Source organism: Streptomyces sp. AHU1 (genome assembly GCF_045343905.1).
Taxonomy (GTDB): domain Bacteria; phylum Actinomycetota; class Actinomycetes; order Streptomycetales; family Streptomycetaceae; genus Streptomyces; species Streptomyces triticiradicis.
In genome coordinates, this window is the sequence record NZ_CP174284.1 from 515972 (window position 1) to 530266 (window position 14295).

Annotated in this window: 13 protein-coding genes and 1 pseudogene; 6 read left to right on the forward strand and 8 right to left on the reverse strand. The window is 64.3% G+C overall.

The features are described from left to right. Positions 1 to 653 precede the first annotated feature (653 nt). Positions 654 to 1882: pseudogene (locus tag ACICHK_RS43115) on the forward strand (IS110 family transposase). Between the two features lie 149 nt (positions 1883 to 2031). Here ACICHK_RS43115 and ACICHK_RS43120 read toward each other — a convergent pair. Next, positions 2032 to 2208, reverse strand: coding sequence for a transposase (locus ACICHK_RS43120; RefSeq protein WP_406841805.1), 177 nt, complete (start codon positions 2206 to 2208; stop codon positions 2032 to 2034). Between the two features lie 825 nt (positions 2209 to 3033). Between ACICHK_RS43120 and ACICHK_RS43125 the strand changes: the two genes are divergently transcribed. The 4 genes from ACICHK_RS43125 to ACICHK_RS43140 all read left to right on the forward strand — a co-directional run bounded on the left by ACICHK_RS43125 (position 3034) and on the right by ACICHK_RS43140 (position 6808). Further along, positions 3034 to 4125: a bifunctional DNA primase/polymerase gene (locus ACICHK_RS43125; protein ID WP_406841806.1), complete on the forward strand. Its 1092-nt coding sequence runs from the start codon at positions 3034 to 3036 to the stop codon at positions 4123 to 4125. After that, entirely contained in the window at positions 4122 to 5660 is a 1539-nt protein-coding gene (locus tag ACICHK_RS43130; RefSeq protein WP_406841807.1) for a phage/plasmid primase, P4 family, read from the forward strand. Before ACICHK_RS43125 ends, ACICHK_RS43130 begins: the two co-directional genes overlap by 4 nt. Beyond that, on the forward strand, positions 5657 to 6061 hold the full coding sequence (locus ACICHK_RS43135; RefSeq protein WP_406841808.1) for a DUF6009 family protein: 405 nt from the start codon (positions 5657 to 5659) through the stop codon (positions 6059 to 6061). Before ACICHK_RS43130 ends, ACICHK_RS43135 begins: the two co-directional genes overlap by 4 nt. A 423-nt stretch (positions 6062 to 6484) precedes the next feature. Beyond that, positions 6485 to 6808 (forward strand): winged helix-turn-helix transcriptional regulator, encoded by a 324-nt coding sequence (locus ACICHK_RS43140; RefSeq protein WP_406841809.1) that lies wholly within the window; start codon positions 6485 to 6487, stop codon positions 6806 to 6808. 144 nt (positions 6809 to 6952) lie between these two features. Here the strand turns inward: ACICHK_RS43140 and ACICHK_RS43145 are convergent, their stop codons facing one another. From ACICHK_RS43145 to ACICHK_RS43160, 4 genes are all read right to left on the reverse strand, one after another. Continuing rightward, on the reverse strand, positions 6953 to 7192 hold the full coding sequence (locus ACICHK_RS43145; protein ID WP_406841810.1) for a hypothetical protein: 240 nt from the start codon (positions 7190 to 7192) through the stop codon (positions 6953 to 6955). A 161-nt stretch (positions 7193 to 7353) separates the two neighbouring features. After that, the gene (locus ACICHK_RS43150; RefSeq protein WP_406841811.1) at positions 7354 to 8079 is read right to left on the reverse strand and encodes a helix-turn-helix domain-containing protein; all 726 of its coding nucleotides are present in this window, start codon (positions 8077 to 8079) and stop codon (positions 7354 to 7356) included. 123 nt (positions 8080 to 8202) lie between these two features. Continuing rightward, positions 8203 to 8757 (reverse strand): dihydrofolate reductase family protein, encoded by a 555-nt coding sequence (locus tag ACICHK_RS43155; protein ID WP_406841812.1) that lies wholly within the window; start codon positions 8755 to 8757, stop codon positions 8203 to 8205. A 97-nt stretch (positions 8758 to 8854) separates the two neighbouring features. Beyond that, a complete protein-coding gene (locus ACICHK_RS43160; protein WP_406841923.1) occupies positions 8855 to 9574 on the reverse strand; it encodes a helix-turn-helix domain-containing protein in 720 nt (239 codons plus the stop codon). 1312 nt (positions 9575 to 10886) lie between these two features. Here ACICHK_RS43160 and ACICHK_RS43165 point away from each other — a divergent pair. Then, entirely contained in the window at positions 10887 to 11588 is a 702-nt protein-coding gene (locus tag ACICHK_RS43165) for a SpcZ (protein ID WP_406841813.1), read from the forward strand. Positions 11589 to 11684: 96 nt separating this feature from the next. On the opposite strand, the gene ACICHK_RS43170 is transcribed toward ACICHK_RS43165, so the two are convergent. Genes ACICHK_RS43170 through ACICHK_RS43180 form a run of 3 tightly spaced genes read right to left on the reverse strand, consistent with a single transcriptional unit; the run spans position 11685 to position 14295 of the window. Beyond that, positions 11685 to 12557: a TauD/TfdA dioxygenase family protein gene (locus ACICHK_RS43170; RefSeq protein ID WP_406841814.1), complete on the reverse strand. Its 873-nt coding sequence runs from the start codon at positions 12555 to 12557 to the stop codon at positions 11685 to 11687. Positions 12558 to 12584: 27 nt separating this feature from the next. Beyond that, on the reverse strand, positions 12585 to 13292 hold the full coding sequence (locus ACICHK_RS43175; RefSeq protein WP_406841815.1) for a hypothetical protein: 708 nt from the start codon (positions 13290 to 13292) through the stop codon (positions 12585 to 12587). Continuing rightward, on the reverse strand, positions 13255 to 14295 hold the full coding sequence (locus ACICHK_RS43180; protein WP_406841816.1) for a GSCFA domain-containing protein: 1041 nt from the start codon (positions 14293 to 14295) through the stop codon (positions 13255 to 13257). The genes ACICHK_RS43175 and ACICHK_RS43180 overlap by 38 nt, the downstream gene beginning before the upstream one ends.

The following is a 14295-nucleotide window of genomic DNA, read 5'->3' on the forward strand; positions in this document are numbered from 1 at the left end:
GCTGCTGAGTCGAGACGTCGAACACCTCCCTCAACGGCACAGGAGCCCTGTCTCTTGCGCGCCCCACCCTTCACACCGCCCCGTCACTCAATCAGTGGCCACCCTGAAAACGTTCAGTATCTCAAAGTGGTTCGGGGGCATCCCAGTCATAAGAGCGATGAGTGTCCTCTTGCATCGCTCCCTCTGACGTTCTGAATATCCCGAGCAGCGGCTCACGGGACCGACGGGACCGTCATGTCCGGATACAGCAGAGTGATGAGGTGGCTGACGGCTACCAACGGTTGCGTTCAGTCCCGCTAGGTAAAAGTGCAGGTCAGAGCTACTTTCCGACAGGCTGCGGGACTTACGGGACCCACCTTCGGGGTTATGGTCAAAACGCGCACGCATGCGCCCGCGAGAACATACAGAACACAGCAGCACCCTGCACTGATAACTTCAAGGATCAGTCCCGTCAGTCCCGTGAACCGATCTTGCACGTGCTTTGACCTGCTGTTTTTTAACGCGGGACTCAAACGGGACTGAAGGCTCGATCCAAGGTTGCCCCGCCGTCCGCGACCGACGCGGGCTCAATAGAGGGACTGACGGGACTCAACTTCCGACACGCGAAAACGCATCCCGCCACCTGTGGCGCGTCCGGTGCGCTTGGGGGACGACTGGTGTCGTGTCGACGTCTTGACGACCGCGCCAAGGAGACCGCTAAGCATTCGGCACTGACCAGTGCATCAAGGGTTGAGGCTGCCGCTGCGAGTGCAGAAAGTGTTCCGACTTGGGCTCGTGGGGAACCCCCAGCGAGAAAACGTTCCCCATCGTTATGGTTTTCCGACCGGGATGTGCGTGGTCAGGTCGAGCCGCAGGCCAGGCACGGGACGGTGCTGGTGGTCGTCGACCAGCCGGCTTCTGTCGGGGCTCTTCCCCTGGCAGTTGCCCGCGATGTGGGCTGCCCAGTGGCCTACTTACCCGGCCTGACGATGCGACGGATCGCCGATCTATACCCCGGCGAGGCCAAGACGGACGCCCGTGACGCATTCATCATCGCCGATGCCGCCCGAGCGATGCCCACACCCTACGGACCCTCGACCTCGCCGACGAGACAGTCGCGGAACTGGCCATGATCACGGGCTTCGACGACGACCTGGCGGGCGAGTCCACCCGAATCGCCAACCGGCTCCGTGGCCTGCTGACCCAGATCCATCCGTCCCCGGAACGAGTCCTGGGCCCGCGAATCCAGCATCCGGCTGTGCTCCGACTGCTGGACCAGTTCGGCTCCCCGGCCCGGATCCGCAAGGCAGGAAAACGACGTCTGGTCACACTGATACGGCCGAAGACACCCCGCCTGGCCGAGCGACTGGCCGACGACATCTTCGCCGCACTCGACGAGCAGACCGTCGTCGTCCCCGGCACCGACGCGGTCACGCTGATCGCGCCCAGCCTCGCAAACTCACTCCAGGCAGTGCTCAACCACCGCAAACTCCTCGCCGCCCGGATCGAAAAGCTCCTGGACGCCCACCCTCTTTCCCAGGTCCTGATTTCGATGCCCGGCATCGGAACCAGGACCGCGGCCCGCATCCTCATCGACGTCGGCGACAGCTTCGCTTCCGCGGGACACCTCCCCGCCTACGCCGGCCTCGCACTCGTAACCCGCAGTTCCGGCGCTTCCATCCGCGGCGAACACCCCTCCAAACGCGGCAACAAACAACTGAAGCGGGCTTTCTACCTCGCCGCGTTCGCCTCGCTCTCCCAGCCTGACTCACGCGCCTACCACGACCGCAAACCACGCGAGGGAAAGCACCACATCGCACTGGCCCGCCGCCGCATCGACATCCTCTTCGCCATGCTCAGAGACGGCATCTTCTACCAGCCTCCCACACCTGCTACAGCTTGATGAAAGCCATAGAGGCACCTTTTTTCGGGCTCCGGCGGCATGCTGGTAGGTGCGGACGATGGTGGAGTCGATCTGGACCGGCCAGTCGATGTCGCCGGCCGCGTCCGCACGTGCCTGGACCTGCTGCAGTGCCCGGGTGAACACGCCGTTCAGGGCGTAGCGACGGAGCGGGTGCAGACCATCTTCCACGGTCCGTAGCGTTCCGGCAGGTCGCGCCGGGAGATCCCGGTCCGGATCTTGTAGACCATCCCGTTGACGACCTGCCGGTCCGACACACGGGCCGGCCGGTGGCGGCCCTCGGTATCAGCGGAGCGAGTAACTCCCACTCCTGATCGGTGAGTTCATGACGGCGTATCACCCCACCACGATCCACCATCCGATGATCTTTGAAGACGGACCCTAGCGCTTCAGGAGCGCTGTTGTCGCTCTGAAAAACATCATTCCGAGGTCCTATAGGGGTATTCCTGCGAATAGCTCAAGAGTTTCGCGGCCCTCGACGAGGACAGAGCGCAGCTCATCACTTTTTCCTCTGCACTGGTCGAGGCTACTTCTAGCTTGGGTCGCTTGGGTCGCTTGAGTAGCTGTGTCAAAAGTATGCAAAAAGGTGGAGGAGGTTGGCTTGGGGGGCCTGCCTGGTCAGGCGTCGCATCTGCCCGATGGGGCAAGGAGTGCTCCGGGAGGAGGGGGGACTCATGCCGGTCTCTTGAGTCGCTGGTCGCCAGTCGCTACAAAAAGGTGCAGGTCAGAGGGGTCACGGAAAGCGAAACAGCGACCCAAGCGACCGAAGGTCGCATATATGTCGTCGTTCCTGTGTGCACGTGTGCGCGTCATACATTGGACCTACAGTCGCTTGAGTCGCTCATCTAGGTGTCGAATGCCATCTGACCTTGGGTTTTTCTACGCAGAGCGTCGAGCTACTCAAGAGCGGCGAGTCGCTGAAGCCATGCTTGATCGCTGCGGCTCGCCAGACTCACGTGTTTGAAGCAATCCGGATGGGTCCTCGGCTACGTTATGTTGACCCCGTTTGAGTGTTGAGTCGCTTCGGTCGCTCCGATGCAAACAACGACTTACTGACCAGGACTTTTTCCTCGGTATGGATCATCAGTCGGGTTCGAAGAAAGAGCGACCGAACGAGGGGAGGTGCTCCGCGCATGGCCGATGACAACCGGCGCGCAGAATGGCGATTCGACATGCTGAGCGTCGCCCGCTGGTGTGCCGCGCAGGGTTGGCCGGTGCTCCCGCTTGCCCCAGGCCGTAAAACCCCTGCGGGCAACTGCCCTCAGTGCCGAGAGAACAGCCACAGTCATGTGAACTGTCCATGTATCGCCGCAGGGCGCTGGTGCCACGGCTTCCATGCTGCGACGACAGACGCGGACCGCATCGACGCCTGGTGGACCAGTAACCCCTTTTTCGGTGTCGGGATCGCCTGCGCCCCGGCAGGTCTTGTAGTCCTGGACATCGATGCCCACGCCAAGTTGCTACCCAGCAGAGACAGGATTCTGCCAGGTATCCCGATTCATGACCTCGTTGATCTCGAAGGCCTCGAGCACGGATTCCACACGCTTGCTCTGCTTGCCGCGCTGCGAGGAAAGGAAGACCCGGCAGAGGACGAAGAAACGTTCAGGGTGCGGACCCCGTCGGGCGGCCTGCACATCTGGTATCGCGCTGATGACAGGCGGCGGTTCAAGTGCTCCACAGGCTCCAGCACGGGCCGTGCGCTGGCGTGGCAGGTCGACGTCCGGGCCAACGGTGGCTACATCGTTGCTCCTGGTACCACGACCAGCGCTGGTACCTACCTTCCGATCGGCACCGTGAGAGCCCCCAGAAGGCTCCCCGAGTGGCTGGCGGTGGAACTGACACGCACCGGGCATCTGGACATGCCTCAGCAGGCTTCATCTCCCCGTCTGCGAGTCTTGCCCCAGCGCGCCCGGCAAGCCGTGATTGCGGCGGGCGGGGGTCGCAGCCGCGCCGCGCAGATCTTGGAGGCTGCGCTCCGCGAGGTGATTGCCTGCGTGGCGGCTCCTGAAGGGGCAGGATTCTCCGACAAGCTCAACCGCGCCGCTTTCACAGCCGGCGGGCTAGTGGCCAGCGGTTACGCCACCATTGCCGACGTGGAGCGCATCCTCAAGAGCGCCGCCGACTATGCCCGCCCCGGCCAGGGAAAGCGTTCGACCCAGATCATCCGAAGCGGGCTCGATGCTGGGACCCGGCGGCCGCTTCACATTGAAGGACACCTTGCATGACCCCGACCCGACGCGGTCCGGGCGCTTTCGACCCGGCGGCCGCAGCGCAACAGATCCTTCAAGGACCCATCCAGCAAGCCCTGGTGATTCCTGGTGTTCCCCCTCAGGCCGTGGCTCCAGTGGCCCCCCACCAGGCAGCTACTCCTGAAGGGCTACTGCCGGACTCCCTGAGCGACCGGGGAAACGCCAAGTTGTTCGTGCAGCTTTACGGTCGTGACTACCGTCACATTCCTGGATTGGGGTGGTATCGCTGGGCCGGGCACCGCTGGCAGCTTGATGAGGAGGAGACCGTCCTGTGGGCAGTGGGTGAGATGGCCGAGGCCATTGCCACCGCCGATCCGACAGGCACCTACACCACCCCCGAACTGCGCCGACATCGCCGACGCGCGCTATCCACGTCAGGTATGAACGCGCTTCTGATGCAGGCCAAAGCTTCTCCCGGAATGGTGATGAATGCGTCACTCCTTGACGCCGATCCCTATGCCCTGTGCACCCCCGAAGGTGTCGTGGACCTGCGCAGTGGAGCGCTGCTGCCTCCTGACCCAGCCACACAGCACCACTCCCGGTCCACCACCGTTGCCCCCCACGCTATGCCCACCCCGCGCTGGCAACGTTTCCTCGATGACACGTTCGGTACTGACGCTGAAGGTCGCCGCACCGCGGATTTCCTGCACCTCCTTCTGGGGTATTCCATCTCTGGAGACGTCGGCGCCCAGGTGATGCCGTTCCTGTACGGACAGGGCAAGAACGGAAAGAGTGTGCTCTTGGACGTGATGCTGCAGCTCATGGGCGACTATGCCGACGCGGCCCCGCCCGGTTTCCTGATGGCCAAGGTGTTTGAGGGCCACCCCACGGACCTTGCCGAGTTGCACGGACGTCGCATCATCGTCTGCTCGGAACTCAAGCCCGGCGACCGCTTCGATGAGGCCCGGGTCAAGCTCCTGACGGGTGGTGACAAGCTCAAAGCCCGCAGGATGCGACAGGACTTCTTCTCCTTCCACCCGACACACAAACTCTGGCTGCTGGGCAACCACAGGCCCGAAGTCAACACAGGAGGTTTCGCCTTCTGGCGCCGGATGAGGCTGATTCCCTTCGAACGGGTGGTTCCTGAGGAACGCAAGATCGACAACCTTGCCAGCGTCCTCGTGCGCGAGGAGGGCCCAGGGATCCTTGCCTGGCTGGTGGACGGTGCCCGCCGTTACTTCGCCGGTGAGAAGGACCTGGCAGGACCTGTAAGGGTCCAGGTCGCAACGACTGCCTACGCCGAAACGGAGGACCACGTCGGCAGGTTCCTGACCGAGTCCTGCAAGATGGAGGACTCGGTCAGAGCCGAGCAGGCTCAGTTGTACGGCGCGTACACTCGCTGGTGCGGTTTTGAAGGCGCCAATCCCGTCTCAGCCCGCGCGTTTGCTGCCAGGGTGCGCGAGGCGTTGGGTATGGCCTCACCGAAGGACATGGTTCTGTCCAATTCACGCAAGTACTATCCGGGCATCGGCCTGGTTACCGACCCGGATACCGAGGAGCGGCAGCCGTGAGCGCGTTGATCGACCCCGAAGAGATCGCCCACGAAACCGAACTCGTGTGGCTCGAGGACCCGACGCCGCTTGACTACGTGCGCCAGTCTCTGGACCGGTTGCACTCGCGCCGGGGGAAGCCTGCCTATCACCGCGACGGTCGCATGGTCGGCTACGCCATCCTGGGCAAGGACGCGAAGCCATCACGCGCCTCAGGTACTTTCAGGCGCCGCGTGTTTTGGCTTCTGCCGCATGATCGTGATCAGCAGCCTGCTGGGCTGTATGAGACGGGAGCTCCGTCAGAGGCGATTGATCCACGCACGGTCGCTCCGAAGGTCAAGGGCTACAAGACTGAGCGATCCGAGGGCGGCCCGGCATCCCCCGCCATGGTCGCGCTCGGAATAGTGCTGCCAGCTGATTGAGCGCAGTGCCCGCTCCGTGGCTTTCACGTTCCTGCCCGGTGTTGGGAAGTCGTGCCCGAACCTTCTGACCGCGCTCTCGTTGGCGGTTGGCCGGGGGAGGGGCCTGCGTGCCGGTATACGTCCTTCATGTGCCTGTCCGCGCAGCATACAAATCGTGGTGGTGCAGGGCGACCGCTCACCGAACGCTCAGCCTCTGCTCTCGTAGAGCGCTTGGTGCTGCCAGATCCGCTTCTTGATCACGAAGGAAAAGAGCTCGCTCCACCCACTGACTGGCCCCATCGGACACTCACGTACGGCCCACAGTGCACATCTCAACTTTAGCTCTTGAATCGGAATCATTCCTGCCGGATAGCATCAGCTGGTCTCTGCCTCCCGCGCTGCAGGGTGAAGCGGGACTCGGAAAAAGTGAGATAGAAGAGGAAATTGGCGAACGGTCCAAAACCCCGAGTTTCCTCCATCGCGGATGCCCTTGCGGTCGTCGGAGACAGGTGGAGCCTGCTTATCATCAGGGAGCTCGTTTTCGGTACGCACAGGTTCAGCGAGATCCAGGCGAATACAGGTGCTCCCGCTGCAACGCTGTCCGAACGGATGAGGAAACTCGAGAAGCACGGGGTCATCGAGCGCCGTCAGTATTCTCTTTCTCCCAGACGCCACGAGTACGTGCTCACTGCGATCGGCGAAGATCTTTCACCGGTTCTGGAAGCGCTGGGTGACTGGGGGGCCCGGCACGCGACGCGTGAAGAATGAGCGAGCATCCAGAACGTGCAGCAGCCGCGGGAGAAACCCGCGGGCGCCACTGGTATCTCTATCGGAGTAACAGGGAACCAACAACACTGAACCTTGCGCACGCTCAGTGTTCGCTGGGTGCCATCGGAAGTTCTTCGGGGTTGATCATGTAGCTGGCCCGGCAGATGATTCTTCGTGGTGATTGGTGGTGTGCCGGTCGAGCCTGAGCAGCAGATCGTCCAGGTCGGAGGCGGTGAACTTCCACCGGAACGGCTGTGCTGTGGCGTTGTAGCGGTGTTCGAAGACTCGGAGCCGTTCGGCGACCTGGGCGAGGCCAGTGAAGTCGTTGGGCGAGACGACCTGCGCTGCACGACGGAGAAGTAGATCTCCACCTCGTTCAGTCACGAGGCGTGCACGGGGGTGCGGACCATCACCGCGTTCGGGAAGGCGGCGGTCAGGCGGTCTGCGGCTTTCTGACCGCGGTGGGAGGAGCCGTTGTCCACGATCCAGAACACGCGTTTTCGCTCCGGCGTAGGGTTCGGTGCTCACGAGCTGGGCGACTAGGTTCATGAACGGGTCGACGCCGGTGCGTGGCTCGGTGCGGCCGAACACTTTTGTGGTGTGGACGTCGTAGGCGGTGAGGTAGGCCAGGGCGCCGCCACGCGGCCGTAGATGTGGTGGGCGTGCTCGCTCTTGCCTGGCCGGGGGCGAGGGTGGGGTGGCAGCCGGCAGCGGGTCTGGATGGAGGTCTTCTCGTCCGCGCTGATGACGTACTCGTCCTCGCCGAGCGGAATGCCCTGCCAGATGCGGGCGTACAAGTCGAGCACCCGCTCGGCCTTGATCCTGAAGTCGGGATCGGTGATGAAGATCCAGGACCTGTACTGCCAGGGCTTGAGCGCGTCGTCGGCCAGCCAGCGGCGCACGGTGAAGCCGGTGATCGCCCGGGCGACGACCTCGCGGGCCAGTTCCGGGCATAACCAGCGCGCCAGCGGCCCACCGCTCTCGGCAGGCAACCGACAGCCCAGGGCCTTTACCTGGGCCACTTGCAACTCAGTGAACGAGGGTGGCCGCCCTGACCGCTCGCGGTTAGACAGACCGGCCAGATCGTGCCCGGCGAACCGGTCGCGCCAGCAGCGGACCGTGTCCAGATGCAACCCCGTCTCGCGGACGATCCGCGCGTTAGAGCGTCCCCTGGCCGCGTGCAGCACCACCTGCGTACGCATCCGCAGCCGGTACTCGGACTTGTGACCATAGGCCATCTTCTTCAGCCGCTCGCGCTCGGAGGCGCGCAAGACTATCGGACAGACGGTGGCAACGGGCAAGGCAGGCAGGCCGAAGCCTGCCGCACTGGGTTTGGGCCTGCCGTTTCCTGCTGCTGGAGCGTCTCGTGGGCTTACGCCCGCGCCGAGCAGCGCTCAGCGCGTCGGACGGTAGATCGCGATGATCACTCCGCTGCTGGTCGGCCGGGCGCTCACCAGCTGCAACTTCTTCAGGGCGGCGTCATCGGCAAACAGCTTCTTGCGGCCCTCGCCGGCCACTACCGGGTGGATCAGCAATACCAGTTCGTCCAGAAGATCCTGCTCCAGCAACGAACGCACCAGCGTCGGGCTGCCCGCGACGGTGATGTCCTTGCCCATGCCCGCTTTGAGCTCCTCGATCGCGGCCGCCAGATCGCCTTTGATGAGCGTGCTGTTCGCCCAGTCCTGGACACTGTCCAGCGTGGAGGAGACGACGTACTTGGGCGAATCGTTGATCCACTTGGCGAAACCGGCGTCCTCGCCACTGTTCACCGTCGGCCAGTACCCGGCCCACTCGGTGAAGGTCACCCGGCCCAGCAGAATCGTGTCGGCCGTCTCCAGCGTCTCCCCCAGCACCGCGCCCATCTCCTCGTCGAAAGCGAACTGCCACTCGTTCGGCGACTGGGCGACACCGTCGAGCGAGACGAACAGGCCCGAAACGACCTTGCGCATGTTTCCTCCGTTATGAGTTCGGAGTCGTATGCCCGGTTCAGGCCCGGAGCGGTCCTTTGACCAGGACGAGCCGACCCCGTCGGCTACGCCAGGAAGACTATGCGGGCATCGAGGGTGAGGTCTTGTACAGAAGCGACAGGGGTTCCGTCCTGTCCGGAGCGCTCAGCCGAGTGGCGGTCCGGCCTATGTACCGGGTCAAGGACCGCACCAGATGCGGCTGGTCGAAGTAGCCCAGCCTGTGCACGACGTCCTGGGCCGGCGCACCCTCCTGGATCATCACCGCCGCCTCACGGGCGCGGTGGATCTGCCGGATGGCGCCCCGGGTGAGGCCCGTCGCCGAGACAAAGCGCCGCTGGAGGGTGCGCTCGGAGACCTCGGGGGTGGCGCCGTCGAGCACGGCGGGCACGATCGGGTCGCAGTCCACGATGCCCTCACGCACCATGCGCCGTACGAACGCCTCCGCGTTGTCGTAATCAGGCGGGCGCCAAGCGGAGCCCTTCAGCCAGACGGAGCGCCGCGTCACGTCGGGTATCTCCGCGCTACTGCCCACGAGACGGCTGATCGGTATGTGAGGCATCGAGGTGCCGAGGGCAAAGGTGATGCCGAAGAACGTGGCGTCCTTGGGGACGGGGGCCAGGCACGCCTTGGGCTCCGGGCCCAGTACGACCGCCTGGACCTGACCGTGCTGCTCCCAGAAGACGAGCTCCCAGTGCGATGTCGCGATCGACGTCATCCGGCCCACGTTGTCGCTGCGGCTGCGCCACACCCGCTCGATGTACGGCAGCTCCGATGGTCGGCTCTCGATCTCCAGACCCAACCGGATCACCCCCGTTCACCGCTGCCTGAGCCCCAGTGTGTCACGTCGTCCGGATGATCAGAGCGCGTGCGAGATGCACGGGGAGGATCGACGCGGCTCGGCCTGAACGCGGCCAGTGGCCCGATGTCCGCAAGCGTGTGTGGAAGCCCAGCCGCATCGGGGAAGTTCACCACCTCCGACCTGGACAGTCCGCTGGCCAGACTCGACCGGCACGCCGCCGGTCATCAGGAAGAATCCTCGTTCCACTTCGCCGCATGATCAACTTCCGAAGAACTTCCGGAGCCGACCACTAAGGCCTCGAACCGGCCTTGCATACGGCCACTCACAGCACAATAAATGCCTACCAAGTCAGGGAAAAAGCCCTTGAGGGCAAGAAGGCTCTGCTGCCCTTGCCCGTCGCAGATGTCCGTTGCCATTCTGACAGTGCCTGTACGACCGGTCTGACAGTGCCTGCCCGACCGGCAACGAAGCGAAAGTGCTTCGGACAGGTAGGCGGAACGGTTGATTGGTTCGGATCAGCCACCTGCAGCGTTCCAGGTTTGCTTGTGTCCCCCCGCGCTGAAAATCTGGAGCGCTGCAGGCCGCCGAAGCGGGTCGCTGGAACGCACAGGACTCCTTCCTTGGCGGTAATCCGCGTCGGCGGCTGCAACAGCTGCATTGAAGCGTGGCCCCGCACGGCGTCGGCCCAGGCTCGGCTGGAAGGTGAACTTCCAGGCTTGCGGCCCTAGCCTCAGTTAAGTCTGTCACCAGACCCCACCGGTCCGATGTGCGGCCATTGCGGCGGCCACCCTCAGAACAGCTGGTTGCATGAGTCGGGCACCCGCGGATACGACGGAGATCGAGGAGAGGTCCCTGGTCACCCGCCACAGATCTTCGGCATGATCAATGGTGTGCTGAGCGTGGGCGGCAGAGCTTCGAACCTTGAGGTCGCAAGCCAGTTCGTCCCTGAGGCACCACGAATGTTCCTTGGCGATGGTCATCAGCACCAACCCTTCAGTCTCGGCCGATGCCTTTAGCGACGACACCGGCCGTTGCGATGACCGACCCCCTGCCCGGCACCGAGGCGATCTCGTTGTAAGGCGACTGTCGATGTATCGGCGGTCGTGATCTCGGACAGGTTCCCGCGCTCACACAGGGGGATGACCAGCGTCAGCAGATGCAGTAGGGGCCACCGTTCCCCGCGGAACCGTTTCACGACGGGCGCGTCGCCGACATGTCACGCTATCGCGCCTGAAACGGATACCCCGGCCCCCGGTGGCCGTCACCTGTCACTCAGCCCATGCACTTTCGACCTCAGAACATCCGAGAGGCTGTGATCACCATCGAACCGCCTGTCTCACCGGAACTCCTTCAGCCAGCACCCATACCGGGGTGGCTGGACCAGATTTGCGAGGTGCTCGCCGATCAGGCAGGTACCACCTGGAGACCGCTGGAGGCTACTGCTGAGGCGCCATTCGTCGCGGTCCACCACTGGCATGCCGGTGCGGTGGCCGACCTCATCGGGGAGGCGGCCACACTGCAGGGCAGGGACCCGATCCCGCACGAGGCTGTACGTACGATGCACGCCCGCGCGGCAACTGGCGAATCCATCAGCAAAAGCGACTGGCACACGGTATTGGAACCGGCCCTGCGCGAGGTGTACTTGCTGGGCTATCCCCGTGAAGGCGTACACGCCCGGGGTTCGTCGGCTGCGGCCTCTTACGCGCGCTCGCGCGGCTGGTCCCCCGACGAGGCCCAGCAGTACGGCGAGGCCTATGCGCGAATGAACACGGAGACAGGTGAACGGGTGTACGCCGAGTCGAATGCCATCGCGAACGCCGCCGCCTATGCCCGGGCCTTTTCTGCCGGCCACGGGGACGACTACGCCCGCGCCTGGCCCTATGCCCTCGTAAGGGCTTGGATCGCTGCCTACGCAGGTTCGGACGGCATCAAGGGGCCAGCCGCGGACGAGGCCCGCAAGCGACTGCGCGACGGTCTTTCGGAGGCAGTGACACGTGCTCGGACGATTACGTGAGCGTGCGTTTCGCCGCTGCGATCACATACAGCGTCCTATACCGCACGGTTGTGGCGTGAACAGAACGAAAGTTCTGTTCACGCCACCACCGTCGTGCTAGCCCTTGACGGGACCACCGTTGATGGCAACGCGCTGACCATAGCGGGTGTAGGGGTAGTAGTCGTACAGAGCGTGATGCTGGACGCATCGGTTGTCCCAAAAGACGAGGGTTCCCGGGGTCCAGGAGACACGGCAGTGCAGGATGGGCCTGCCGGCGATGGTGTCGAAGAGCATGCCGAGCAGGGCACGGCTTTCCGGCGCGGAGAGTTGCGGGATGCGACTGGTGTAGGCCTTGTTGACGTAGAGAAGCTTGCGGTCGGTCTCGGGGTGGCGGGCGACGATCGGGTGCTCGGTTCTGGGAATCACGTAATCCGCGGGCGGCGTGGAGCCTTCAAAGGCCTGGGCGCCGTCGTGGACAGCGGTGAGCGGATCCAGCAGCGAACGCATGGCCGGTGAGAGCATCTCGTACGCCAGGTGCATGTTGGCGAACATGGTGTCGCCTCCGCAGCCTGGCTCGGGGACTTCGGTGATGTAAAGCATCGACCCCAGCGACGGTTCGGCGTCGGCAGTGCCGTCGGCGTGCCAGCCGTTGCCGTCCACGTCAACTGCAGCGGACGCGGTGCGGATTTCCAGGATGTAGGGATCGCCCTTGGGCGGCGGCGGGTTGACAGGACGCAGTTCGCCGAAGGCGGCGGCGAAGCGCTTGTGGTCTTCGGCCGTAATGGTCTGGTGGCGGAAGACGAGAACGTGGTGATCACGGAACGCGGTGCGTATTTCATCCAGTTGAGCAGCCGGTATTTCCGTTGAAAGATCCACCCCTGAGACCTCGGCGCCCAGAACGGGAGTGATCCGCTCGACCGTGAGAGTGCGGTAAGGATGCACGGGACGGGTGGTCACCGCCGCCAGTGCTTCGCTTTCGTATGGCTCCATGATTGGCCTCCAGAAAGGCGAGTGGGTTTATAGGCCTCGTTCGAGGAGTTCGGCGAGGATGATGCGGCCGAACGCGAGGTTGCCGTGGACTTCGTCGTCGGCTTCACAAAGTTCGGGGCGTTGCAGCCCGTCAGGGCCAGTTGTTCGCTGGCGCAGGTCCACGACGTCGGCGCCGATTTCTGTGACGGCCAGCCGGATGCGTTCTTGGGCAGCCATGAACACCACGGGATCAGCCTGGCCGGGGACCCGTTGGGGCGGCATTACGGCGAGGACGTGCAGTCCAAGGCCCACCGCATGGGTGTAGAACGCGAGGGCGTCACGCACGATGGCGCGCACGATGTCGTCGAACAAGGAGCTGGAGAGGAATGCGGGCGGGATAAGGCCCGAGCGGTCTCGGTACAGATCCCAGTTCTCGCGCAGTGCGACGAAATGTGCACAGAAACCGAACGTCGCAACCAGCGGGATGCTCAGGCCCGCCAGTGCGGCGATGCCGAGTTCGCCGAGGACGCGGCGGTAGTGCTCCTCGGCCTCCACCGAGCGGAAGACGACGTCACTTCCGGCGGGGGTGTCGCGGGTGGTGAAGAAGCTGTCGGTGAAGTCGCGTCCGGGGCCTATGGGGCCGCCCCGGAACGGGATACCGGCCCTCTGAGCGGCATGCCCGATGGGTCCCGCGTGGGAGTCGCCGAGCAGCAGAAACCTAGCGGGGGCTGTAGTAGTCAAGGATGGCGTCCTCACAGGCGGCATCTGCTGAAAGCATCGCTCCGTCGGGGGCGGGCTGCGCCAGCGCGGGACTGCCGCGGAGCCCGGCCGTGAAGTGCCGCATCACAAAATTGACCCCTTCGGCCGTCACCGTGCGCTGGTTGGGGCCGAAGAACCTGCTGGCGAACACGGGGCTGGTGATGAGCTCGTAGGAGGGGAAATAGTCGACGTCCGGGTCTTCCATGGCCAGCTGTCCGGCAACTGCACGCAGTACCGACTTGCTGTAGCTGTTGGCAGGCAGCACGTGGCCGCCGGTTGCAGTGGCGGTCAGGGGAACCGGTGAGACTGTCAGCAGGACACGTAGGCCTGGGTTGACCTGGCGCGCCGTAGCAATTGCCTGGCTCATGTCCCGGTGCACTTCGGCGAAGGTGAAGTTGTGCAGGGTGTACCGCTCGGCGTCGAAGGTGCCGCGCACAGTGCCGGGGCAGGTGGGGAGCACGGTCTCCGCCAGGGTGTCGCGCCAGGCCTCCGTGAGTCCCATGGTGAAGATCAGGCACTTCGCTGAACTGACAGCGGTGCCGATGGCGTCCAGCGTGACCTGGCGTGCCTGGAGCATCTCGGTTGGGGAGGCGAAGCCATCCGGTTCGATTGCCGGACGGTAGGGGTCGACGAAGCGGTTGCCGTCGGGCCAAGCGTCGCGGGGCGGCTGCACCTGGCCGAGGGCCCAGGACAGCCACTGACGTAGGACCGCGGGGGTGTAGATGTTGCCGGTGCGAAAGGAGAAGGCACCGTAGCCGCGCTCCTGCCGTTGCTGCCGGGTCAGGCCGGGCGGGGCAGGTTCGGCGTCGAACCAGTCCATACCGGAGTCCAGCAGTGCCGGGCCGATCCGTGCAGCGAAGCAGGAGCCGGTGGTGATCACCGGGTCGTCCTGGCCGATGGCGAACTTGGGAGTCCAGACGTGTTCGATGTCCAGCGGGTCCGGCTCCGCGACCGCAGGCCGCCAGAACGACCGGGCCGGCAGGCCCTGGTAGGGGTTCAC

Coding starts and splice junctions, on each gene's coding strand:
- ACICHK_RS43130 (WP_406841807.1), top strand. CDS start 4,122: ATGACCCCGACCCGACGCGGTCCGGGCGCTTTCGACCCGGCGGCCGCA.
- ACICHK_RS43170 (WP_406841814.1), bottom strand. CDS start 12,557: ATGGAGCCATACGAAAGCGAAGCACTGGCGGCGGTGACCACCCGTCCC.
- ACICHK_RS43125 (WP_406841806.1), top strand. CDS start 3,034: ATGGCCGATGACAACCGGCGCGCAGAATGGCGATTCGACATGCTGAGC.
- ACICHK_RS43155 (WP_406841812.1), bottom strand. CDS start 8,757: ATGCGCAAGGTCGTTTCGGGCCTGTTCGTCTCGCTCGACGGTGTCGCC.